The organism is Flavobacterium psychrophilum DSM 3660 = ATCC 49418 (genome assembly GCF_002217405.1).
Taxonomy (GTDB): domain Bacteria; phylum Bacteroidota; class Bacteroidia; order Flavobacteriales; family Flavobacteriaceae; genus Flavobacterium; species Flavobacterium psychrophilum.
The window spans coordinates 18305-42247 of the sequence record NZ_MUHE01000014.1 but is presented as its reverse complement, the minus strand read 5'-3'; the positions used below and the strand labels follow the sequence as shown (position 1 = coordinate 42247).

Here is a 23943-nt window from a genome sequence, read left to right as displayed (position 1 = left end):
TAAATATATTTTAAACTAAAAAAATCAAGATTACATAAATTTAATATAGTAACATTTAGTTAACATATATAAAACAAAATCGTAATAATCCTATAACACAAACTTTACTTAGTGGGGTTTCCTTTGCAAAAATAAAAATACAATTACGATGAAATTTTCTATTACTTTTTTACTTCTACTAATTACCACGAGTATTTTTGCTCAAAACGCTACTGTATCTGGTTTTGTTTTAGACAAGGATTTGAAAAACGAACCACTTCCTTTTGCAAATGTTAATATAAAAGGGACATTAATTGCTACTACGACTGATGCAACTGGAAAATACACGATTGATGTGCCGACTGGAAATCACGAAATTGTTTTTAGTTTTCTTGGTTATGAATCGAAATCGGTATTGTTTAGCATTACTAATAATGAGAAAAAAACAATTAGCCAAAGCATTGGTTCAGGCAGTGTTACTATGGAAGATGTGGTTATAAAATCTACAATAAGCAGGGAAAAAGAAACGGCCTTATTGCTAGACCAGAAGAAAGCTGTTGAAATTAAACAGAGTATAGGGTCCCAAGAAATGTCACGAAAAGGAGTTAGCGATGTTGAAGCTGGTTTAACAAAAATTACAGGAATTAGTAAGGTAGATTCTCGAGGACTATTTGTTCGGGGACTAGAAGATCGTTACAACAACTTATTAATTAACGACTTAGCAGCACCTACAAACAATCCGTTTACAAAAATTATTCCTCTAGATTTATTTCCAACAGATATTGTAAGCATTATAGATGTATATAAAACTTTCAATCCTAATATTTACGGGGATTTTGCAGGAGGAACTTTTAATATTCAAACCTCAAAGGGAGCAAAAAGTATTACCAAATTAAATATTGGTACAAGTTTTACAACCAATAATAATTTAAATAATTTTTTAATTTCAGAGGAGGCCAATAACACAAAAGGTTTTTTTGGATTTAATGGAAAGGATAGAGAATTACCAAGTATTGTAGGAAGTACTCCTCTCAGCCATACCTTTACAACTGAAGAATCTCGAAAATATTTTAAAAGTGGTTTTAATGCCACCGAAACAAAAAGCCCTTTAAACACCAGTATTGGTTTCTTACATTCAGAAAAATTTAATTTAAAAAACGAGCGTAATTTTTCGTACTTAATTTCATTAAATTTTGATAATAAATATGCCGTAAAATCTGGAATAGAAAGAACAATAAACAATGACCTTACTGGATACAAATTTTCAAACGATTTTATGGCAACTGAATATTTATACAAAACCTCGGCAACTACATTATTGGGGTTAAATTATAACACACAACGAATCAAATTATCTTTAAATACTTTCTATATTAAAACAACAGAAAATTCTATAAAAGATCAATTTGGTGTTGTTGACCGTAAGACTGATGATCCAAATCATATTATTAGAACCAATCAGCTTACAAAAACTGATTATTTGAACGCTCAATTACTTGGAGAATATGCTTTAGCTAAAGATAAAAGTCAAATATTTAGAACTGGGTTTTCTTTTGCAAACACAAAATATAGCCAACCAGACAGAAAATCTTTTTCTGGAAGCCTCAATAATAATAACATAACTACATTTTATGGCGCAACAAATTTTTCGCATCAATATTTATCTATCGACGGAAACAAATTTCTTTCAGGATTAGCAGAATATAGTTATAAATTTGGAAATAAAGAAAAGCAAAATAAAATAATTTTAGGATATAACGGCAACACCTCAGCAATGGAAAGTTCTTATAGATTCATTGCAACACAATCTAATTTAACTGGATTTACTACAAATATAAATAGTATAGATACGCATATTAATAATGATTTAATAGATAGAGATGTTATTGCAAATGGCCCTGACGCTCCATATTTATTTAATATCGAAAATTCGAATGCGACTTACAAAGTAAAGCTTAACGAATTTACTAATGCTGGTTACTTAAATTTATTACTTAAATTTAATAACAAATGGGAAATAAATGGTGGCTTAAGAGTAGAGAAAAGTAACCGTGAAACAAAATTTAGGAAACTAGGCATGCAAACCGCTCCTTTTGAAACTAGAAAATATGATAAAATATATTTCTTGCCTTCACTAAACTTAAAATATGGCGTTTCTGACAAAGCAAATATTCGTTTTGCAACTAGTAAAACTTATACAAAACCAGTAATTATGGAAGCCTTTCCTTTAACTTATTTGAATGCAGATGGTACATCTATACAAGGAAATTCGTTATTAAAAAACAGTGATAATTATAATGCTGATTTAAAATTTGAAATCTTCCCAACATCAAAAGAAATGTTTAGCCTTGGTATATTTACAAAATACATAAAAAATCCTATAGAGAGAACTTACGTATCTAATGCTACCACTGCTACGGTAACTACTTTTTTAAATTCTGATTTGGCAAATATTTACGGAGCCGAAGCCGAATTTATATTAGATTTAGAAAGAATAAATAAAAATTTGTCAGATTTTTCTTTAGGATTTAATGCTACATTAATGTCGACCAAAGTTAAAGTTAGTCCAACTTATGATTCTCAAGATGAAGACGGGAATATAACCTACAATATTCCCTCTAGAGAAACCTATCAATCAAGAGAACTACAAGGAGCCTCTAAATGGATTTTAAATTCCGATTTAAAATATCAGTTCGATTTCGATAAAAAATGGAGCAACACAATCTCATTAGTGTATTCTGTTTTCTCGAAAAGAATTTATGCCATAGGAACAAACAAACAAGACAACACTTACGAATTGCCATATCAGCAATTAGACTTTGTTTGGGGAAGCAAATTATCCGATCATTTTGATGTTAAATTCTCTGCCACTAATTTATTAAACCCTTCTAGAAACCGTGAATTTGGTAGCGCTGGAGTTATCAAAATAAACGAACCTTCTTTAATTAGTGATAGCTACAAAAAAGGAATTGGTTTTGGTCTAAATTTAGGCTACACCTTCTAAAAAACAAAATTATTAAATCTTAAAGCACTGAAATTTCAGTGCTTTTTTTATGACTAAAAAACACCTTATTTGCTTAACGTTATATTGATGTTTTAATTCAATTTACATAACTATCATATAATATTTAGATAACTTTTATAAAAGTATGTCGAAGTATTTTTGTGAAAACAATATAAAACAAACAACAAAATGAAAAAATTAATTTTTAGCTTAAGCATCATAGCTTTAATCTTTACAGGTTGCTCAAGTAACAATGACGACCCCATAGCAATTCCTGTTGCTGCTGCTCCTGCTTCTGGCACAATTACAGGCACAATTGCATCAAATATTACTTACGCATACGGAAACTACACCTTGGTTGGAATTGTAAAAATAAACCCAGGAGTAACCGTAACATTCGATGCTGGATCAACAATTACTTGCGACAAAACTGTTGCAGTAGACAACGCATTAGTAGTACTAAACGGAGGTAAATTAAACATAAACGGGACAGCTTCTAACCCAGTAGTTTTTACAGAAAAATCTCAGATTCCTGGAAAATGGGGAGGAATTATCATATACGGTGATGCGCCAATAAATGCTGCTGGTGGTGCTACAACATCTACTTCCGAAGATGGTAACAATATAGTATATGGAGGAACAAATCCTGCTCACAATGGGGGTTCATTAAATTATGCTCGTGTAGAATATGCTGGATCACAATTAGCTTCTGGTGTTAAAGAAAATAACGGCTTTACATTTTATTCTTGCGGATCTGGAACAAAACTAGACCATTTAGTATCATACAAAGGTGCCGATGACGGATATGAGTTTTTTGGCGGAACAGTTAGCGCTACGAACCTAATCTCTTACGGAAACTATGATGATGCGTTCGACTGGCAAGACGGATGGCAAGGTCAAAACAATTCAAACTGGTACGCATACCAAACTGGAAAAGGAAACTACGGAATGGAAATAGAATCTTCAGCAAACAACAACGCATACTATCCCGTAGTAACAAACATTACTCTAAAAAGAGCCGCTGGATGTCGTTCTGAAATAGATGACAATCAAGTTGATGCTTTCCAATTTAAGAGAGAAGGAAACGGATTCTTTAACAACATAATAATAGACGGTTACACTGGTTTAACAACCACTGCAACACCAGCGGTTACTTTTGAAGGTGCTGTTGTTAGAATTGAGGAGGCTACTACAAATACAAATCAAGTAAACGCATCTAAAATTAAAGTTACAAATGTTAAAGTTACAAACACTAATATTATAACTCCAATTGGAAGATCAGCATCTATATCAGTATCATTTCCAGGTACAAATTGGTCAACTAGTGCTTCGGCAACAGGTTGTAGCTCATTAGTTACTGGATCTTGGTCTACAGTAAATGGTGTAAACTTAATACCATAAACACAAACTCGCAAAACAGATAAATATTCTTTTATCATAAATTAATAAACGGCTACAACTTCTTGTAGCCGTTTTTTTATACGAAATAAACAAAACAAATGTTAAATTTTTAATACATGTTACTAAATAGTTAAGTTACTGTGTTTTTTATGTAAAAAATTTTATATATTTGATATGAAATTAATTATCAACTCTAAAAATAAAAACCATGAAAAAGTACATACTATTAACCGTATTGATGTTGTCAGGAATTGTTTTTGCTCAACCTATCGAACCAAGATATGAAATTGAAGGAAATTTAATTAAAACCACTTATTATTATGATAACGGACATATAAAACAAATTGGTTTTTATAAAGACGGAAAAGTTGAAGGAAAATGGGTTTCATTTTCAGAATTAGGAGAAAAAATAGCCCAAGGCGAGTATAATAATGGCGTAAAAACTGGAAAATGGTTTTTTTGGAATAAAAACACATTAAACGAAGTTGATTACGCTAACAATAAAATTGCTGAAGTACAAAGATGGTCTAAAGAAGCATTAGTACAAAGAACTAATTAAAAACACAAAACTCTCTTTCTCTAACTGAAAAAATTATCATACAAAAAATGTCGAGATTATTTAATCTCGGCATTTTTTACAAACACACAAGTCGATTATTTTACAACAAAGCTTGTTTTAAATCGGCAATTAAATCCTCGGCATCTTCTACCCCAACACTTAGTCTTACTAAATCGTCTGTAATTCCTATTTCTTTTCTTTTATCTTCTGGGATTGAAGCATGTGTCATCAAAGCGGGATGATTTGCCAAAGATTCTACACCACCAAGAGATTCTGCTAGCGTAAAGACTTTTACTTTTTCTAAAAACGAAATAGCCTCCTCTTTTTTACCAGATTTGAAAGTAAAAGTTACCATACCACCAAAACCACCAATCATTTGCTTTTTTGCAATATCGTGGTACGGATGAGAAGGCAACCCTGGATAATATACTTTTTCTATTTTCGAATGATTTAACAAAAATTCAGCCACTTTTGCTCCGTTTTCACAATGGCGTTGCACACGAAGATGCAATGTTTTTATTCCTCTAAGAACCAGAAAACTATCCATTGGCCCTAACGTTGCTCCTGTTGCAAATTGCTGAAAATGCAATTGACTTCCTAATTCCTCGTCTTTCACGATTAATGCGCCTGCAATAACATCAGAATGTCCTCCTAAATATTTTGTTGCAGAATGCATTACAATATCTGCCCCTAAATCTAAAGGTTTTTGCAAATAAGGTGTTGCAAAAGTATTATCTACTGCAAAAAGTATTTTATGCTTTTTTGTAATTTTTGCAATTTCGGCAATATCAGCAATTTTCATCAGTGGATTGGTTGGTGTTTCTACCCAAACTAACTTAGTATTTTCGTTAATTAATGATTCGAAATTCTCTAAATCATTCATATCTACAAAATGAAATTTGATTCCTGAATTAGCATAAATACGAGTAAACATTCTGTATGTTCCGCCGTACAAATCGTCCATCGCAATGATTTCGTCGCCCGCTTTAAACGAACGCAAAACACAATCGGTAGCCGCTAATCCTGAAGAAAAAGCCAAACCTCGTGTTCCGTTTTCGATACTTGCCAAAGCATTTTCTAGGGCAGATCGTGTTGGATTTGCGGCACGAGAATACTCGTAATCAGGATTTAAGGGTTGCCCTGGACTGGTTTGCACAAAGGTTGATGTTTGATAAACTGGTGGCATTACTGCCCCAGTACTTGGATCGTGGTGCTGACCACCGTGTATAACTTTTGTATTAAATTTCATTATATTAGTTTTTAAGATGCAAATTTACTTTTTATTCTTAGCAAAATTATGAAGTTTAACTATTTTTTAGCCCCGATTACTTCCCATATCTCTTATTTTTATTTGAGTTCAGTGAACTTCGTTTGAAACGGAAATCCTTTTTCTTTTTCCTTTAAAAAAAAATTGAAGTGTAAAGTGCAATTAGCTCCTAAACAAACTTCTTAATCTGCATGATAATTCCTGTATGTAATCCTTCGTGGTAATTATTAAATTCCATAGCAGATTTTGCGCTTTTTACCGTAAAACCAATACCTGTAGTAAATTCCATATAATTATCAAATATATCGTTTGCAAAATCATTTTTTGTTTGTTCTAAGGTTGAAAACAGTAACTTCTTAAGCTCATTTACTTCTTCTTGTGTAATTTCTCTTTCTGGCTTTGTTCCTTTTTTGTAAGTTTCAACCATTTCGTCCGAAATCATCATAGGCAATCCCGAGAGCTTGTAAACTAACATTTGCTGTGCGGTTACAACATGGCCTATGTTCCAAATGAGGTTGTTAGCAAATCCTTCCGGAACTTTATTCAGCTGTGCTAAAGAATGGTTTTCTAGAAATTGTAGCAATACATTTCTGCTAGATTGGTTAATTTCAAAAGTTGTTTGCATATGTGTCTGTTATTAAATATCAATTTATTAGGCTATCGTTTGCCGCAAATTCGCAAATTTATATATATTATAATGACACAAATAACTTGTTTCACTTAAAAATTTAAAATCTGCTAATTTGTGGCAGAAATAAAATGTAATCCGCAAAGCAGCAAACATAAATATTTCTATAAATTTAATCAAATTTGTGTTTTAAATGAAGTTACTTTGCATTTTCAATTAAAAAATTATGAACAAAATATACTATCTCGCTTCTTGCGACACGTGCCGAAAAATTATAAAAGGGCTGCCTAATGCTAATAAATTAAATTATATTGATATTCGCCAGAATCCCATTTCGGAAACAGACCTTGAAGAAATGTACCAACTTTCTGGAAGCTACGAGTCGCTTTTTAGTAAGAAAGCACAATTATATAAATCGATGGATTTGAAAAACAAAAATCTAACCGAGACCGATTATAAGAAATATCTTCTAGAACATTATACCTTTTTGAGTCGTCCTGTTGTTATGCTTAATCATGAAATTTATATTGGAAACACACAACCCAACATTCTCAAATTAACCAAAGCCATGACAAGTGTCTAAAAGAAACCTAGCCCTTATTGGCGCCACAATTGTTTCTATAATATATGGTGTAACTTTTACCATTGCTAAAGATGTGATGCCAAAACACATAGATGCTTTTGGTTTTATTTTACTTCGTGTTGGCGGTACAACCTTGCTTTTTTGGTTAATCTCTTTGTTTATTAAAACAGAAAAAATAGACAAAGCAGATTTTCCTAGAATTATAGCCGCAGCATTTTTTGGTGTGGCACTCAATATGCTTACTTTTTTTAAAGGATTAAGTTATACCTCGCCTATTATGGGAGCCGTAATTATGGTTACAACTCCTATGATTGTTCTTGTTTTATCGGCTATTTTGATAAAAGAAAGAATGAAAACCAAAAAAATTATAGGCTTAATCTTAGGCTTAACAGGAACATTATTTCTTATTTTGTATGGAAAATCGATGAATAATGCCCCGAAAGCTGGTTTGGGAAATTTATTAATTTTTATCAATGCTGTTTCTTACGGTTTTTACCTAATTATAGTGAAGAAACTCATGGATAAATACAATGCTTTTTCGTTTGTAAAGTGGATATATTTATTTGGACTTCTCATGGTTTTACCTTTCGGATATACTGAATTTCAAGCTGTAAATTGGTCAAATCTTCCTGTAACCATTTTTTACAAAATAAGTTTTGTCGTGATCTTTTCGACATTCTTAACTTATTTATTAAATTTACTTTCTATGAAAGAACTCAAACCTACAACAGTAGCCGTTTTCATTTATTTACAACCTTTATTTGCCACAATATTTGCTATTGGTTTAGGAAAAGACGAATTGAATGTGATAAAAATAGGTTCGGCTTTATTAATTTTTTCGGGCGTTTATTTAGTAACGCAAAAAAAATGAAAAATAATTAGTAAAAAGCCAATAGTTTTTTTTTTGCATACCTAAAAACAAACTTAATTATTTTTAGATACGCAATTAATACCAAGTGTTAAAAAACAAAAAAAAGGTCGCCACGAATTACACAAATTAACACAAATCTCTATTTACGGGTATCGAAAAAATTCGTGTTAATTTGTACAATTCGTCATCAAAAGAATAACTTAGCACAAGTTGCAGAGCGTCATATAATTATTAATCACTTTTTACTAATAGCTAACACTAATCACTTTTTATTATCTTTACACCTTTATAAAAAAATATGATACAATCCATGACCGGTTTTGGCAAAGCATCTTTGCAATTACCAACCAAAAAAATAACAGTCGAAGTAAAATCGTTAAACAGCAAAGGTTTAGATTTAAATACTAGAATGCCATCTGTATATCGTGAGATGGAATTAAGTTTACGCAACCAAATTGCACAACAATTAGAACGAGGAAAAATCGATTTTTCATTATTTATCGAAGTAACTGGCGAGGAAACATCGACAAAAGTAAATGCACCAATCGTAAAAGCATACATGAATCAAATGCGTGCTATTTTAGTTAATGCAGATGAAACCGAACTCATGAAAATGGCAGTTAGAATGCCCGATGCCTTAAAAACCGAACGTGAGGAAATAGACGAAAACGAATGGACAGAAATTCAAAAAGTAATCATTAAAGCCTTAAACAACATTCTAAATTTCCGTGAAGCAGAAGGAAAATCTTTAGAAAAAGAATTCACGCTAAGAATAGCCAACATCCGCCAGTATCTACAAGAAGCTATCTCACTAGACCATGAGAGAATTCAGAACATTAAAGACAAATTACAAACAGCCATCACAGAGCTAAAAGTAAATATCGACGAGAACAGATTTGAGCAAGAACTCATATATTATCTAGAAAAATTAGATGTAACCGAAGAACGAGTTCGCCTAAACAACCATCTAGATTATTTCTTAGAAACCATCAACGGAAGCGAAGCCAATGGTAGAAAATTAGGATTTATTACTCAAGAAATGGGACGAGAAATAAACACATTGGGATCTAAATCTAACCATGCTGGAATGCAAAAACTGGTCGTGATGATGAAAGATGAGTTGGAAAAAATTAAGGAGCAGGTGCTGAATGTGCTTTAGACAAATGACAATAGATTTATTTATATGAATTCCATTTTAATTGATACCAAAAACTCGCTTTACAACAAATGCGGTTTTGAATTATCAAATATTAAAATCGAAAAAGAAAGTGCAGAATATTTTGCACACCGATTTGAGATTAATAATCTAAAAATTTTGTTTCGTCAAGCAAAAATTACGCCAACTAAAGTTGGTCAATTTGTAACTTTATGGAAACGAAAAAAAAATAAAAATTCTATTGAGCCTTTCGAAATTTCTGATCATATAGATTTATTTGTAATAAATGTAAAAACAGAAAAACGATTTGGTCAGTTTGTATTTCCAAAATCAGTTTTAATAGAAAAAGGAATAGTTTCAGACAAAAAAGAAGGAAAAAGAGCCATTCGAGTTTATCCGCCTTGGGACAAAACAGAAAACAAACAGGCTCAAAAAACACAAAAATGGCAATTGGATTATTTTTTAGAAATTCCTTTCGATAAAAAAATAAACATCAATCATGCTAAAACACTTTATTTTCAATAGAAAGTAAATAAAAAACATTACAATGAACAAAGGAAAATTACTAGTATTCTCAGCACCCTCAGGTTCTGGAAAAACAACCATCGTTAGACATTTATTAAACCAAGAAGATTTAAATCTAGAATTTTCTGTTTCCTGTACCACTCGTGAGGCAAGAGGCGAAGAAACAAACGAAAAAGATTATTATTTTATTTCGCTCGAAGATTTCAAAAAGCATATTAAAGCCGAGGAATTTGTAGAATGGGAAGAAGTATATCGCGATAATTTTTACGGAACACTAAAAAGTGAAGTCGAACGCATTTGGGCAAAAGGAAAAAATGTAATTTTTGATATTGATGTGTCTGGTGGCTTGCGAATAAAATCGAAATTTCAACAAGAAACATTGGCCGTTTTCGTAAAACCACCAAGCATAGATGAGTTAAAAATTCGCCTCAAAAAACGTTCTACCGAAAGCGAGGACAAAATAAATATGCGCATTGCTAAAGCATCTGTAGAATTAGCAACAGCACCACAATTTGACAAAATCATCAAAAATTACGACTTAGATGTAGCAAAAGTAGATGCTTACGAATTAGTAAAAAACTTTTTAAAAGAACAATAAAAGCCACAAGCCCTAAAATCTCAACACCCTAAAATCTAGCATATATTTGCTTTTTTTATGGTAATTCGTGATTTTTAATTCATAATTAAACTATCTTTATGTAAATTTGTATCGATTTAAAAAAACCATTACAATGAAACCAGATTTATTCCAATCTCCTGATTATTACTTATTAGACGACTTATTGTCTGAAGAACATAAATTAGTCCGTGACGCTGCGCGTGCCTGGGTTAAGAAAGAAGTATCTCCAATTATTGAAGATTTTGCACAAAGAGCAGAATTCCCTAAACAAATTGTAAAAGGGTTAGGCGAAATAGGCGGTTTCGGCCCATATATCCCTGTAGAATATGGAGGAGCTGGATTAGACCAAATTTCTTACGGATTAATCATGCAAGAAATTGAGCGTGGAGATTCTGGCGTTCGTTCTACTTCATCTGTACAATCATCATTAGTGATGTATCCTATTTGGAAATACGGAAATGAAGAGCAAAGAATGAAATATTTACCAAAATTAGCTACTGGAGAATTCATTGGTTGTTTTGGTTTAACCGAACCAAATTACGGATCAGATCCAGGAAGCATGATTACTAACTATAAAGACATGGGCGACCACTATTTATTGAATGGTGCAAAAATGTGGATTTCGAATGCGCCGTTTGCAGATATCGCTGTAGTTTGGGCAAAAAATGAAGAAGGAAGAATTCACGGTCTTATCGTAGAAAGAGGAATGGAAGGTTTTTCTACTCCAGAAACACACAACAAATGGTCACTGCGTGCTTCGGCAACAGGAGAATTAATATTTGATAATGTAAAAGTACCTAAAGCAAACTTATTACCAAACAAATCTGGATTAGGGGCACCACTTGGCTGTCTTGATTCTGCTCGTTACGGTATCGCTTGGGGTGCTATTGGAGCAGCTATGGACTGTTATGACACCGCTTTGCGCTACGCAAAAGAGCGTATTCAGTTTGACAAACCTATTGCTGGAACACAATTACAACAAAAGAAATTAGCTGAAATGATTACCGAAATCACAAAAGCACAATTACTAACTTGGCGATTAGGCGTTTTAAGAAACGAAGGAAGAGCAACAACTGCTCAAATATCGATGGCTAAAAGAAATAATGTAGACATGGCAATAAACATTGCCCGTGAAGCACGCCAAATCCTTGGAGGAATGGGAATTACTGGAGAATATTCTATCATGCGCCACATGATGAATCTAGAAAGCGTAATTACTTATGAGGGAACTCATGATATTCACTTACTTATTACAGGTATGGATATTACCGGAATTCCAGCTTTCAAATAAGATAATTTTTAAAAAACCCAGCTTTTAGTTGGGTTTTTTTAATCAAAAATTGTTCGTCCTATAAGTTGTAATTTCTAGCAAATATATAACTGTTTTCAGAAAACGAAAAAAAATCATCTCCTAAATTTAATACTGCGAAAAAATAGGTGTTTATTTTTATTTTGATATTTACTAAAGGTATTAGAAATTTACATTTTCAAATAAAAGCCCTTGGTTAATGCAATATATTCTTTAGTATAAACATGCCGATCAGTTTCGATAACTAATATATCTTGTTCACAATTTTGTTTGTTTCTACTAAACACTAACAAACTACGTTTGGTTTCAGAAGTTGGCGTTCCTTTTACTCGGGTTATTTTTATAGGATATAACTCAAATTCATTAGCTAAAGTGACGAATTTTTCTTCTTCTTTGTACGGAATTATAACGGACAAAATTCCGTTTTCAGACAGCAATAAATCTGCAGCTTCAATTAGTTCTTCAAAAGGCATGGCATCTGAGAAACGAGCCAAATCTCGTTGTTCGCTATTGGTTTTATAATTTTCTGCATAAAATGGCGGATTACAAACGATTAAATCATACTCATCTTCTGGCTCTTCGACAAATTCATCTAAACCTGCATGATAACAAAACAAACGATCACTCCAAGGAGAGTTCTCAAAATTATCAGTCGCTTGCTCGTAAGCTTCTTCATCAATTTCCAAAGCATCAATTTGCACAGCAGAAGTACGTTGCGCCAGCATTAGAGCAATTAGACCTGTTCCTGCTCCTATATCTAAAATAGAAATCGGGTTATGATTTATAGGGGTCCAAGCACCAAGTAAAACACCATCAGTCCCAACTTTCATGGCCGTTTTGTCTTGCTGAACAGAAAATTGTTTGAATGAGAACATAAAATTGGTAATTGTATATTGCTTCGCTTGTTCGCTATTTTGGGTTTGGATAATGATTGCTAATTTCAGACTTCAAAAATATTGAAGTTTTTAATTTAATTATAAAGGATAACAACTTAAAAAGTATAACTAAAGATACATTTCAACTAGTCCTTCTGGCAAATCCATTACTACTTTTTTGTTTTCTCTATCTATTTTTACAATAAAATGGTCAATCATTGGGATTAGCATTTCTACTTCTCCATTTAAAACTTCAAAAAGTGGCTGAGCGGTAGTATCATTTATAGAAACAATTTTTCCAAAAACACCAACACGTTTGTCCTCGATTTCGAAACCAATGACTTCGTGAAAATAGAATTTGTTGCCTGTAAGTTTTGGCAACATTTTTAGCGGAAGATATACTTCGCAATTCATAATAGCATCAGCTTCTTCTTCATTATCTACGTCTTCAAAACGAACGCGAAGGAAATCAGCTTTATGTAGGTTGCTATTTTCAATAAAAAATGGAACCAGATTTTTGTTTACTTCAACAAAAACTGATTCCAAATCTTCATACATTTCAGGTTCGTCTGTATCTAAATAGACCAGAACCTCCCCTTTGAAACTAAATTTTTTTGCAATTTTACCTAAGTAGAAACAGTCTTCTTTACGCATTTTTGCAAATTTAATATTAAGCTTCTTTTTCTTCGTTAGCTTCTTCTGTAGCAGTTTCAACAACTTCTTCAGTAGTAGCTTCTTCAACTACAGCCTCTAAAGCTTTAGCCGCTTCAGTTTGTGTAGCAATACGTTTTTCGTTTGCAACTGTTTCAGCTTTAAAAGCTTTAGCTTTAGCATCAGATTGTGCTTTAGTTAAACCTTCTTTTTTAGCGTCAACTTTTCCAGATTTAGCTTCAATCCAAGTAGCTAATTTTGCATCGGCTTGATCTTGTGTTAATGCTCCTTTACGAACTCCTCCATCAAGGTGGTGTTTTAATAAAGCACCTTTGTAAGAAAGAATTGCTCTAGCGGTATCAGTTGGCTGAGCTCCATTATGCAACCATTTCACGGCAGCATCAAGGTTCAAATCTACTGTCGCAGGATTTGTGTTTGGGTTGTAAGTACCTATTTTTTCTAGGTATTTACCATCTCTTTTTGAGCGTGCATCTGCAGCTACTACCCAGTAAAAAGGTTTTCCTTTTTTACCGTGTCTTTGTAATCTAATTTTTACTGACATAATCTTATGATTAATTTTGAGGTACTCGACCTCGTTATTTAAGGGTGCAAATATACATTTTTTTCCGATAGATAAAGCTAAAGTATTCGTTTTTTGCTTTTTACTTTAATTATTTTTACTGTTTATTAGTTTTCTAATTGTAATCGGTTATTTTTGTAGCTATTAATTAAGTTTTAAATTAAAAAAAATGAAAAAAGTTCTATTTTTATTTCTTTCTGCTATCATATTAACATCATGCGAAAAAAATGTCGAATTTAACAATCCAGCATTTCAAGGATTTATCGACAATTCGATATGGAAAGCAACCAACTTTTCGGCTACAAAAAGTGCTTCTGGCGAGATGACAATAAAAGGATTTGCCACTGGAAATGTAACGCTAAATTTAAATTCGGCAACATTAGGAACACACGTTTTAGGAACTACTGACGCTTCAAATTTTGCTTCATATACAGTAACAAAAGCTTCCTCGAATTTCATTTACACCACCGGAATAGCTTCGTCATCAGTAAATAAGATCACACTTTCTACAGGAGGAACAGGTTATACAACATCAAGCCTTGTACCCACAGTGGGCGGTTCTGGATTTGGATTAAAAGTTGACATAATTGCAAACACAAACGGAGTAATTACCAGCGTTACAACAAATGCAATGGGAAACAACTACAGGGCGGGAGATATAATAACTATCGCTAGCGGAGATGCAAACGCAACATTTATCGTACAAAATGTATCTAAAAGTAATGGCGAAATTACAATTACCGAATATAACGGAACAACAATTTCAGGCAATTTTAAATTTATAGCCTATGATGCCGTAAACAGAAAAATAGCTAGTTGCCAGAATGGTGTTTTTTATAAGATTCCAGTAAAATAATCAGACCTAACGTTATTAATTACAGCATTTTGCGTTAAGTATTTTACCATCCTTTTATCTTTATTGAAGCTTAACGAACTTCGTTTGCAATATAAAACCAACCCTTGTAGCAACACCCAAATAATGAGTTTTAAAAGAATAAAATTCTTATAAAAGGAAGCATTAACCACAAGCATTTACACTTCTAAAGCACTGAAAAAGAGTTTATTTTAAAATAAAAGCTTAACATCATGCAATTTAGAATATTAATAACTTACCTTTGTACTAATATAATAAATATAATATATGAACATTTTTGTTGGAAGCCTTCCTTGGAGTATCGAGGAAGCAGATTTAAGAGAGTCTTTCGAGGCTTACGGTGCTGTAGAATCAGTAAAAATTATTACTGATAAATTTACAGGTAGAAGTAAAGGATTTGGTTTTGTTGAAATGCCAAATGACGAAGAAGGTCAAAAAGCTATCGATGAGTTAAATGGTGCAACTGTTGACGGACGTGCTATTGTTGTAAACAAATCAGAGCCAAAACCAGAAGGTGAAAGAAAAAGCTTCAATAACAGTCGCCCAAGTGGTGGTGGTTATGGTGGTGGAAACAGCCGTGGTGGTGATTCTCGTGGTGGTTACAATGGTGGTGGGAACAGCCGTGGTGGTGGTTCTAACGACCGTGGTGGAAACAGAGGCGGATACTAATCTAACTTATTTTCAAAAAATATATCAAACCATCTCTATAGAGATGGTTTTTTTTTATGTTTGTTAATAACTAAAATTGACAAACAACTACATAAAATGTATTTTTGTAATTGTGCAAAAAGTTTAAACAACTTCAATGAGTAATGAAATAGAAGATGCAAAAGTATAAACAATGAAAAATTAAATTTACAGACATTTTGATTTGTCTGATTGTTTTAGAAAAAAATAATTATGGAAACTTGGAAAGAAAAAGCATTAATCATATTAAGAGACAGTTTGTTCCCTGTGCCTATATAACTCAATGAACTTGATTGGAAGAGTGGTTTATCTTCAAAAACAGACAGATTGGCTCAACATATTTGTGCATTTGCTAATTTGCAAGGCGGAGGTCTTTTGGTTTATGGTGTAAATAATGATGCTAGTTTGTTTTCTATTTCACAGGAAGAAGCCGATAAAACGGTTACTTTATTAGGAAATATTGCAAGAAATAATTTAAGTACATCTATTTCTTTGGAACATAGCATAATGGAGTTTGAAGGTTTTAATTTGCTTTTTATACATATTCCTGAGCAGCCAGAAAAGCCAGCGCATTTGAGAGGGAATAATTTATACAATTGCTATACACGCTCTGCTGGTCAAACTGTTAAAATGAACAAAAAACAGGTTCAAATTTTAATTTCCCAGTCAAGAGGTGTTCCATTTGAAGAGATAAACGCTTTGGAAAATTTATCAGAGACAGAAGTTTTGAAAAAAATAAATTATCAAAAACTATTTGAGCTTTTAGATAAAAATACGCCAAAAAACACAGATGCAATATTCAATACTCTTGTAGAATATAAGTTTATCAATAAAAAAAATGATTCTTGGAGTATTACAAATTTAGGTGCAATCTTATTTGCGAATGATATAAATGATTATCCAGAATTAAATGGAAGAAATGTTATTGTTCGTCAATATGTTGGCAGCAACAATAGAGAATTAGAAAAAGAGCAAAATGGAGTTTATGGTTATGCTGCTGGCTTTGAAGGAATGATAAACTATGTTTTAAATCAGTTACCAAAAACTGAAATTATTGAAGGAATTAGAAAAGACGTACCAATTTATCCAAAAGTTGCCATTAGAGAGTTTATTGCGAATGCTTTAGTACATCAGGATTTTGCTATTGATGGCATGCCCATAACAATTGAGATTTTCTCAAACAGGTTTGTTATAACAAATCCTGGAGCGCCATTAAATGATCTCAACCGATTATTGGATATGCCACCAAGATCAAGAAATGAAATTCTTGCTCAAACAATGCTTTTGTTAGGAATATGCGAAAGAAGAGGCAGTGGTATCGACAGAGCAATTGAAGCAATTGAGGCAAGAAAATTACCAGCAGTTAAATTTGAAAAAAGTGAATCACACACAAAGGTAATTTTGTTTCCGCCAAAAGAGTTAAAAGAAATGTCGAAAACAGAAAAAATAAGAGCCTGTTATCAACATGCTTGTTTGCTTTTTGAAGATAGAAAGGAATTAAATAATCAATCCGTTCGAGAAAGATTTGGTATTGATAAAAACAATTCATCAGTTGCTTCAAGAATAATATCCGATACTTTTGAAGCTAGATTGATTAAACTTTCTGATCCTGAAATAACATCAAGAAAATACGCAACATATATTCCATATTATGCTTAAATATTTAATTTCTTATTTGCAGAGTAAATCCAAATAGAATGTAAACTACTGATATTAAAGGTTTTTTTATTTGCAAATTAAATCCGAAAAATAAAATATTTTCCAAGCAAACAAAAAAATAATTTCATTCGAGATGGTTTTTTTTTATGTTTGTTAATAACTAAAATTGACAAACAACTACATAAAATGTATTTTTGTTTCAATAACTATTAGCTCCGTTCGGCTTCGCCTTGGCTGCCTTTTATCTAGTTACTAATCCCTAAGAAATATGTATTTAATCTTCGATACCGAAACCACAGGATTACCTCGCAGTTGGTCTGCACCAATAACAGATACTAACAACTGGCCTCGTTGTATCCAAATCGCATGGCAATTGCACGATGAGATGGGAAATCTTATCGAACATCAAGATTATCTAATCAAACCAGAAGGATTTAATATTCCTTATGATGCCGAACGTATTCATGGCATTTCTACCGAATTGGCAATAGAACAAGGCGTATCATTGCAAGAAGTTTTAGAGCAATTTAATATCGCTCTTTCAAAAACTAAATTTATAGTTGGACAAAATGTAGGCTTCGATGTCAATATTATGGGTTGCGAATTTTATCGTGCCAATATTAGTTCAGATATGGTAAAAATGCCAGTTTTAGATACCTGTACCGAAGTTACTGCATCACTACTAAAATTACCTGGAGGTCGTGGCGGAAGATTCAAATTACCAACACTTACAGAACTTCATCAATATTTATTTCAAATTCCGTTTTCGGAAGCACACAATGCTACTGCCGATGTTGAAGCAACGACTCGTTGTTTTTTAGAATTAATAAAAAGAGAAGCTTTTACCAAAGAAGAACTCGACGTTGAAGCACATTATTTTCACGAATTTCAACGCAAAAACCAAGGAGAAATTCAACTTTTAGGTTTAAAACACATAAACCTAAAAGAAGCTTCTGCCGAGATAGCCAAACGTTTTCAACAAGCTAAAAAAGTTGAAACAAAAACGCCAATTTCAACAGAAATTACGCAAAATTTAGCAAACGCAAAATTTGCACATTTGCACAATCACACACAGTTTTCGGTTTTACAATCTACAATATCGGTAGCAAAATTAGTAGCTGCAGCCGCAAAAAACAAGATGTCGGCCGTTGCTATGACAGACCATGCCAATTTGATGGGTGCTTTTCATTTTGTTCGAGATGTTTTGAATCAGAATAAGACTGCCGCTAAAAAAAATGCTACTGCAATAGAAAACGGAGAAGAAGCCACTGAAGTAGAAATGAAACCCATCGTGGGCTGCGAATTTTTTGTTTGCGACAACCACAAAGACAAATCCAAAAAAGACAATGGTTACCAAGTTGTTTTCTTGGCAAAAAACAAAAAAGGCTATCATAATTTAGCCAAAATGTCTTCTATTGCATACACAGAGGGTTTTTATTATGTACCCAGAATAGACAGAAATGTAATCGAACAATACAAGGAAGATATTATTGTTTTATCAGGAAATTTATACGGAGAAATTCCTAGCAAAATCCTAAACCTTGGCGAAAATCAGGCAGAAGAAGCCTTACTTTGGTGGAAATCGAAATTTAAAGACGATTTCTATCTCGAATTGATGCGACACAATCAAGAAGACGAGAATCGTGTCAATCAAACATTAATATCTTTTGCAAACAAGCATGAAGTAAAACTCATTGCGACCAATAATACTTTTTACATCTCTAAAGACGATGCCAATGCCCATGATATTTTGCTATGTGTAAAAGAAGGAGAAAAACAAGCAACTCCAATAGGTCGTGGTCGTGGTTATCGATTTGGCCTGCCTAATCAGGAATATTATTTCAAATCGGGAGAAGAAATGAAACAATTATTTTCTGATTTACCAGATGCCATTGTCAATATTCAAGAAATTGTAGATAAAATAGAAATTTACTCGCTTTATAGAGACGTTTTACTTCCAAAGTTTGAAATTCCAACAGAGTTTTTAGTTCCCGAAGACCAAACTGATGGCGGCGTTCGAGGAGAAAACAAATACTTGCATCATCTTACTTACCAAGGTGCCAAAAGACGCTATGCCGAAATAACACCCGAAATAGAAGAAAGAATAGATTTCGAATTACTAACCATACAAAACTCAGGATACCCTGGTTATTTCTTAATCGTGCAAGATTTTATTGCCGAAGCCAGAAAAATGGACGTTTCTGTTGGACCAGGGCGTGGTTCTGCAGCAGGTTCCGTTGTTGCCTATTGCTTAGGAATTACGAATATCGACCCCCTTTTATACAATCTGCTTTTCGAAAGATTCTTAAATCCAGATCGTGTATCGCTTCCCGATATCGATATCGATTTTGATGACGAAGGACGTAGCAAAGTCATGGATTATGTGATTGAAAAATACGGGAAAAAACAAGTTGCACAAATTATTACATACGGTACTATGGCAGCAAAATCTGCCATTCGTGATACCGCCAGAGTATTAGACTTACCGCTTTTTGAAGCCGATAAAATTGCCAAATTATTACCCGGAATGCTTCCCGGAAAATGGAATTTAGCCCGTTTTATGAACGACACCGAAGTTGAAATTAAAAAAGTCTTACGACCAGAAGATTTCGACCGAATGAAAGAATTAATATTACTCTCTAAAGAAGAAGATTTAGGCGGCGAAACCATTCAACAAGCACAAATCCTAGAAGGAAATCTTCGCAACACAGGAATTCATGCTTGTGGAGTTATTATTACTCCAAGCGACATTACTAATTTTGTTCCTGTAACCACCGCTAAAGATTCAGATTTATATGTTACCCAATTTGACAACTCCGTTGCCGAAAGTGCAGGATTATTAAAAATGGATTTCTTAGGACTAAAAACCCTAACCTTAATAAAAGACACTGTAAAACTTGTCAAATATAGAACGGGAATACAACTCGATCCAGACACATTTCCTATTGATGATGTAAAGACTTATGAATTATTTCAACGTGGCGAAACAGTAGGAATTTTTCAGTACGAAAGTGCAGGTATGCAAAAATACATGAAGGAACTAAAGCCCACAGTTTTTAATGATTTAATTGCCATGAATGCCTTGTATCGCCCAGGACCTATTGCTTATATACCAAGTTTTATTAAACGAAAAAATGGCGAAGAACCTATAGAATACGACCTTGAAGCCTGCGAAGAACTACTAAAAGACACATACGGAATCACCGTTTACCAAGAACAAGTAATGCTTTTATCACAAAGACTAGCCGATTTTTCTAAAGGTGATGCCGACGTTTTGCGTAAAGCCATGGGAAAAAAACAACGTGATGTCCTAGACAAAATGAAACCTAAATTTGTCAGTCAGGCTGTCGCCAAAGGCCATGCCGAAGACAAACTAGAAAAAATATGGAAAGACTGGGAAGCCTTTGCCGAATATGCGTTTAACAAATCGCACTCTACTTGTTATGCGTGGATTGCCTACCAAACCGCCTACCTAAAAGCCAATTATCCAGCCGAATATATGGCGGCAGTTTTGTCTAATAACATGAGCGATATTAAGCAAGTTTCGTTTTTTATGGAAGAATGCAAACGCATGGGATTAGCCGTTTTGGGCCCAGACGTAAACGAATCATTTTACAAATTTACGGTCAATGATGATTATGCCGTTCGTTTCGGAATAGGCGCTGTAAAAGGTGTGGGAATGGGCGCCGTAAATACCATTGTCGAAAACAGAAAAGACGGAAGTTACAAATCTATTTTCGATTTAGCCAAGCGTGTCGATCAGCGTGCTGCTAACAAAAAAGCCATCGAAAACCTTATTCTCGCAGGTGGCTTCGATTGTTTTGAAAACACACATAGGGCACAATATTTTCATACCGATGGCGATAATTTAACTTTCTACGAAAAAGCCATACGATTTGGCGCTAAATTTCAAGAAAACGAAAATTCGTCGCAAGTCAGTTTGTTTGGAGACACGAGCGATGTGCAAATTTCTGAACCTCTAATACCACCCTGTGAAGAGTGGAATACGATGGAAAAACTAGCCAAAGAAAAAGAAGTTGTTGGGATATATATTTCAGGTCATCCTTTAGATGATTACAAGTTCGAGATGAAATATTTTTGCAACAACAAACTCGAATCTCTAAAAAATCTAGAACAATTCGTAGGCAAAAACCTTGCTTTTGGAGGTATTGTAACCAATGTACAACACAGAACTGCTAAAAACGGAAAAGGCTGGGCAACCTTTGTTTTAGAAGGATATGATGAAAATAATGAGTTCAGAATTTTTAATGAAGAATACCTAAAATTCAGACATTTTCTAGTACAAAATCAGTTTGTGTATATCCGAGTTAATATAAAAGACGGTTGGGTAAATCGGGATACAGGTAAAAAATCGGATCCGCAAATTAACTTTCTGCAAGTAGAATCTATACAAGATGTCTTGCGAATTTTCGCAAAAAAATTAGTCATACACTTAGATATAAACGTTTTGCAAGAAGAGTTAGTTTCTCAATTGATTACTATTTTTGATGCGAATAAAGGAGATAATACTGTATCTTTTGATATTTTAGAATTAGAACGAATTAAAAAACAAATTGAAGCAGTACCTCTAGAAGCCAATGATATAGAAGTTGCATTAGACGAAAATGGAGACATTCAAGAATCTGAAAATCCAGAACCAACAATTACTACCGAAGTCGAAGAAACAAAAATAATTAATAAAATTTCTATGAACAGCCGCAAACTGAAAATTAAAATCTCAAACGAATTACTAAATGAATTAGAAGGATTACAAATTAATTTTAAGTTAAATTAAGGTTTATTCTAAAAATAATTGGCAAATTTGAAAATTTAAATTATTTTAGTATAAGCAACCTACGCCTAAAAAACGTTAGTTAGAATTTATATGAAAACACTTATTAAACCGAAAGCATTAAAACCAGGAGATAAAGTAGCCACCATTTCCTTGTCGTGGGGAGGTGCTGGAGAATTCCCCTACCGTTATCAGACTGGAAAAAAACAGCTTGAAGACAATTTTAAAGTAGAGGTAATCGAAACAAAAAATGCTTTAAAATCTGCCGACTGGTTAAATAAAAACCCACAAGCAAGAGCAGATGATTTAATGGAGGCTTTTTCAGATAATTCTATAAAAGCAATCATCACAAATATTGGCGGAGAAGACAGCGTTAGAATCTTACCTTATTTAGACCTCTCAATTATCACTAAAAATCCAAAAATATTTTTAGGCTTTTCAGACAGTACCATTACACATCTTACTTGTTATAAGGCAGGATTATCTTCGTTTTACGGAACATCAATATTGGTGGGTTTTGCAGAAAACGGAGGAATGCTACAATACCAAATAGATGACATTAAGAAAACGCTTTTTTCGTCCGAGCCAATTGGACAAATTTTACCAAATAGTAACGGCTGGACAAGCGAAAGACTCGAATGGACAGATAAATCATTAGCAAATAAAAAACGAGAATTAACTCCAAATAATGGTTGGAATTTTTTACAAGGAAAAACTAAAGTTCAAGGAAAACTAATAGGTGGCTGTCTTGAAGTATTAGAATTTCTAAAATCAACTGAATATTGGTTTCAACCAAGTGATTGGGAAGATAGCATTTTATTTTTAGAAACTTCAGAAGTTATGATGCCTCCCATGAATTTTAAATGGATTATTTGGAATTATGCCGCTCAAGGGGTTTTTCATAAAATAAAAGCAGTCATTCTAGGAAGACCATACAACAATCAATTTACAAAAGAGTACAACAAAATTTTATTGCAAATTATTAGAGACGAATTACAATTAACAGAGTTGCCTATTGTAACAGAAATGAATTTCGGACATACAAGCCCTACATTTACAATCCCATACGGATTAAATGCCGAAATAAATTGTAAAGAGAAAAGTTTTAGTATTATCGAAAATGGGGTAATCGACTAACCAGAAAACCTGCTGCAATTTATTAATTTTAGGATAATATTATAAAAAAAGCAACACTCTTTTCAGAATGTTGCTTTTTTTTATAGGAATAAAAAACTATTTAATGCTAAATAATCCTGCTGGTTTGTTTTCTATTGCTTGAAAACGAGCTACACATTGTGCTATAATTTCTTTTGCTTCTTTTACATCTCCCCACCCTTTTACCTCTACTTTTTTGTTTTCTAGGTCTTTGTAAACTTGAAAAAAGTGTTCGATTTCTTTCACTAAATGGGCATTAATATCTGACAAATCGTTTAACGAATTCCAGATTGGATCAGAAACAGGAACGCAAATTATTTTTTCATCTTGCCCTTTGTCGTCTGCCATATTAAAAATACCTATTGGCTTTACTTCGATCACACAACCAGGAAAGGTTGGTTTTGTTAGTAGCACTAATACGTCTAGCGGATCTCCATCTAGCGCTAATGTTTCTGGTATAAATCCGTAATCTGCTGGATACATCATTGAGGAGAACAACATACGATCGAAACGCATTCTTTTTAAATCGAAATCGTATTCGTATTTGTTTCTACTTCCTCTTGGAATTTCGACTAGAACGTCGAAAGTTTCTATTTTATCTGTTGTCATTTTCTTATTTTTTTGAGAATGCAAAAGTAGTAAAAAGTTACAATTTAGGCGCTTGAAGTTAGTTTTTTTTGTAATTTATTTTTAATACTAATGTGTATTCTTGTTTTTTAATTCTGAACATTATATGTTTTTTCTTCGAATCATACTGCTAACTCTAGCC

20 protein-coding genes and 1 pseudogene are annotated in these 23943 nt (G+C 33.0%); 15 read left to right on the top strand and 6 right to left on the bottom strand.

Translation table 11 applies throughout. The annotated features are described in order from the left end of the window. Positions 1-148 precede the first annotated feature (148 nt). The 3 genes from B0A57_RS04375 to B0A57_RS04365 all read left to right on the top strand — a co-directional run bounded on the left by B0A57_RS04375 (position 149) and on the right by B0A57_RS04365 (position 4943). Entirely contained in the window at positions 149-2983 is a 2835-nt protein-coding gene (locus tag B0A57_RS04375; RefSeq protein ID WP_034099106.1) for a TonB-dependent receptor, read from the top strand. Positions 2984-3172: 189 nt separating this feature from the next. After that, positions 3173-4384 carry a hypothetical protein gene (locus tag B0A57_RS04370; protein ID WP_034099108.1) on the top strand — a complete coding sequence of 404 codons (1212 nt, stop codon included), beginning with the start codon at positions 3173-3175 and terminating at the stop codon, positions 4382-4384. 208 nt (positions 4385-4592) lie between these two features. Next, positions 4593-4943 (top strand): toxin-antitoxin system YwqK family antitoxin, encoded by a 351-nt coding sequence (locus B0A57_RS04365; RefSeq protein ID WP_011962526.1) that lies wholly within the window; start codon positions 4593-4595, stop codon positions 4941-4943. A gap of 100 nt (positions 4944-5043) precedes the next feature. Here B0A57_RS04365 and B0A57_RS04360 read toward each other — a convergent pair whose 3' ends face one another. After that, on the bottom strand, positions 5044-6192 hold the full coding sequence (locus tag B0A57_RS04360) for a cystathionine gamma-synthase (RefSeq protein ID WP_011962525.1): 1149 nt from the start codon (positions 6190-6192) through the stop codon (positions 5044-5046). A gap of 187 nt (positions 6193-6379) precedes the next feature. Next, on the bottom strand, positions 6380-6835 hold the full coding sequence (locus B0A57_RS04355) for a DinB family protein (RefSeq protein WP_034099110.1): 456 nt from the start codon (positions 6833-6835) through the stop codon (positions 6380-6382). A 229-nt stretch (positions 6836-7064) separates the two neighbouring features. Between B0A57_RS04355 and B0A57_RS04350 the strand changes: the two genes are divergently transcribed. The 6 genes from B0A57_RS04350 to B0A57_RS04325 all read left to right on the top strand — a co-directional run bounded on the left by B0A57_RS04350 (position 7065) and on the right by B0A57_RS04325 (position 11883). Continuing rightward, positions 7065-7421 carry an arsenate reductase family protein gene (locus B0A57_RS04350; RefSeq protein ID WP_034099111.1) on the top strand — a complete coding sequence of 119 codons (357 nt, stop codon included), beginning with the start codon at positions 7065-7067 and terminating at the stop codon, positions 7419-7421. Further along, positions 7414-8292, top strand: a complete 879-nt coding sequence (locus B0A57_RS04345) for a DMT family transporter (RefSeq protein WP_034099114.1) — start codon at positions 7414-7416, stop codon at positions 8290-8292. Before B0A57_RS04350 ends, B0A57_RS04345 begins: the two co-directional genes overlap by 8 nt. Before the next feature lie 298 nt (positions 8293-8590). Further along, positions 8591-9451 (top strand): YicC/YloC family endoribonuclease, encoded by an 861-nt coding sequence (locus B0A57_RS04340; RefSeq protein ID WP_011962521.1) that lies wholly within the window; start codon positions 8591-8593, stop codon positions 9449-9451. 24 nt (positions 9452-9475) lie between these two features. Further along, positions 9476-9973 (top strand): MepB family protein, encoded by a 498-nt coding sequence (locus B0A57_RS04335; protein ID WP_038465997.1) that lies wholly within the window; start codon positions 9476-9478, stop codon positions 9971-9973. A gap of 22 nt (positions 9974-9995) precedes the next feature. Next, positions 9996-10571 carry a guanylate kinase gene (gene gmk / locus B0A57_RS04330; protein WP_011962519.1) on the top strand — a complete coding sequence of 192 codons (576 nt, stop codon included), beginning with the start codon at positions 9996-9998 and terminating at the stop codon, positions 10569-10571. A 133-nt stretch (positions 10572-10704) separates the two neighbouring features. After that, the gene (locus B0A57_RS04325; protein ID WP_011962518.1) at positions 10705-11883 is read left to right on the top strand and encodes an acyl-CoA dehydrogenase family protein; all 1179 of its coding nucleotides are present in this window, start codon (positions 10705-10707) and stop codon (positions 11881-11883) included. Positions 11884-12071: 188 nt separating this feature from the next. On the opposite strand, the gene B0A57_RS04320 is transcribed toward B0A57_RS04325, so the two are convergent. The 3 genes from B0A57_RS04320 to B0A57_RS04310 all read right to left on the bottom strand — a co-directional run bounded on the left by B0A57_RS04320 (position 12072) and on the right by B0A57_RS04310 (position 13989). Then, positions 12072-12776, bottom strand: coding sequence for a tRNA1(Val) (adenine(37)-N6)-methyltransferase (locus B0A57_RS04320; RefSeq protein ID WP_011962517.1), 705 nt, complete (start codon positions 12774-12776; stop codon positions 12072-12074). A 129-nt stretch (positions 12777-12905) separates the two neighbouring features. Next, entirely contained in the window at positions 12906-13430 is a 525-nt protein-coding gene (gene rimM, locus B0A57_RS04315) for a ribosome maturation factor RimM (RefSeq protein ID WP_011962516.1), read from the bottom strand. Positions 13431-13446: 16 nt separating this feature from the next. Beyond that, a complete protein-coding gene (locus B0A57_RS04310) occupies positions 13447-13989 on the bottom strand; it encodes a 30S ribosomal protein S16 (RefSeq protein WP_011962515.1) in 543 nt (180 codons plus the stop codon). 187 nt (positions 13990-14176) lie between these two features. On the opposite strand from B0A57_RS04310, the gene B0A57_RS04305 reads away from it, so the two are divergent. The 6 genes and pseudogenes from B0A57_RS04305 (at position 14177) to B0A57_RS04280 (ending at position 23156) form a co-directional block, all read left to right on the top strand. Further along, positions 14177-14863, top strand: coding sequence for a DUF6252 family protein (locus tag B0A57_RS04305; protein ID WP_034099119.1), 687 nt, complete (start codon positions 14177-14179; stop codon positions 14861-14863). Between the two features lie 285 nt (positions 14864-15148). Next, on the top strand, positions 15149-15550 hold the full coding sequence (locus B0A57_RS04295; protein ID WP_011962513.1) for an RNA recognition motif domain-containing protein: 402 nt from the start codon (positions 15149-15151) through the stop codon (positions 15548-15550). Between the two features lie 315 nt (positions 15551-15865). Continuing rightward, positions 15866-16192, top strand: a pseudogene (locus tag B0A57_RS12415) (AlbA family DNA-binding domain-containing protein); the annotation flags it as partial. Between the two features lie 6 nt (positions 16193-16198). After that, entirely contained in the window at positions 16199-17227 is a 1029-nt protein-coding gene (locus tag B0A57_RS12435; RefSeq protein WP_316930245.1) for an ATP-binding protein, read from the top strand. A 268-nt stretch (positions 17228-17495) separates the two neighbouring features. Continuing rightward, positions 17496-22022, top strand: a complete 4527-nt coding sequence (gene dnaE / locus B0A57_RS04285; RefSeq protein ID WP_034099123.1) for a DNA polymerase III subunit alpha — start codon at positions 17496-17498, stop codon at positions 22020-22022. A gap of 90 nt (positions 22023-22112) precedes the next feature. Beyond that, entirely contained in the window at positions 22113-23156 is a 1044-nt protein-coding gene (locus B0A57_RS04280) for a S66 family peptidase (protein WP_011962511.1), read from the top strand. A 96-nt stretch (positions 23157-23252) separates the two neighbouring features. On the opposite strand, the gene B0A57_RS04275 is transcribed toward B0A57_RS04280, so the two are convergent. Beyond that, positions 23253-23783 (bottom strand): inorganic diphosphatase, encoded by a 531-nt coding sequence (locus B0A57_RS04275; protein ID WP_011962510.1) that lies wholly within the window; start codon positions 23781-23783, stop codon positions 23253-23255. Positions 23784-23943 lie beyond the last annotated feature (160 nt).

Bases quoted from the DNA above. Each gene is read 5' to 3' on its own strand.
- B0A57_RS04375 (WP_034099106.1), top strand. From the start codon at position 149: ATGAAATTTTCTATTACTTTTTTACTTCTACTAATTACCACGAGTATT.
- B0A57_RS04370 (WP_034099108.1), top strand. From the start codon at position 3,173: ATGAAAAAATTAATTTTTAGCTTAAGCATCATAGCTTTAATCTTTACA.
- B0A57_RS04365 (WP_011962526.1), top strand. From the start codon at position 4,593: ATGAAAAAGTACATACTATTAACCGTATTGATGTTGTCAGGAATTGTT.
- B0A57_RS04360 (WP_011962525.1), bottom strand. From the start codon at position 6,192: ATGAAATTTAATACAAAAGTTATACACGGTGGTCAGCACCACGATCCA.
- B0A57_RS04355 (WP_034099110.1), bottom strand. From the start codon at position 6,835: ATGCAAACAACTTTTGAAATTAACCAATCTAGCAGAAATGTATTGCTA.
- B0A57_RS04350 (WP_034099111.1), top strand. From the start codon at position 7,065: ATGAACAAAATATACTATCTCGCTTCTTGCGACACGTGCCGAAAAATT.
- B0A57_RS04340 (WP_011962521.1), top strand. From the start codon at position 8,591: ATGATACAATCCATGACCGGTTTTGGCAAAGCATCTTTGCAATTACCA.
- B0A57_RS04335 (WP_038465997.1), top strand. From the start codon at position 9,476: ATGAATTCCATTTTAATTGATACCAAAAACTCGCTTTACAACAAATGC.
- gmk (WP_011962519.1), top strand. From the start codon at position 9,996: ATGAACAAAGGAAAATTACTAGTATTCTCAGCACCCTCAGGTTCTGGA.
- B0A57_RS04325 (WP_011962518.1), top strand. From the start codon at position 10,705: ATGAAACCAGATTTATTCCAATCTCCTGATTATTACTTATTAGACGAC.
- B0A57_RS04320 (WP_011962517.1), bottom strand. From the start codon at position 12,776: ATGTTCTCATTCAAACAATTTTCTGTTCAGCAAGACAAAACGGCCATG.
- rimM (WP_011962516.1), bottom strand. From the start codon at position 13,430: ATGCGTAAAGAAGACTGTTTCTACTTAGGTAAAATTGCAAAAAAATTT.
- B0A57_RS04310 (WP_011962515.1), bottom strand. From the start codon at position 13,989: ATGTCAGTAAAAATTAGATTACAAAGACACGGTAAAAAAGGAAAACCT.
- B0A57_RS04305 (WP_034099119.1), top strand. From the start codon at position 14,177: ATGAAAAAAGTTCTATTTTTATTTCTTTCTGCTATCATATTAACATCA.
- B0A57_RS04295 (WP_011962513.1), top strand. From the start codon at position 15,149: ATGAACATTTTTGTTGGAAGCCTTCCTTGGAGTATCGAGGAAGCAGAT.
- B0A57_RS12435 (WP_316930245.1), top strand. From the start codon at position 16,199: ATGAACAAAAAACAGGTTCAAATTTTAATTTCCCAGTCAAGAGGTGTT.
- dnaE (WP_034099123.1), top strand. From the start codon at position 17,496: ATGTATTTAATCTTCGATACCGAAACCACAGGATTACCTCGCAGTTGG.
- B0A57_RS04280 (WP_011962511.1), top strand. From the start codon at position 22,113: ATGAAAACACTTATTAAACCGAAAGCATTAAAACCAGGAGATAAAGTA.
- B0A57_RS04275 (WP_011962510.1), bottom strand. From the start codon at position 23,783: ATGACAACAGATAAAATAGAAACTTTCGACGTTCTAGTCGAAATTCCA.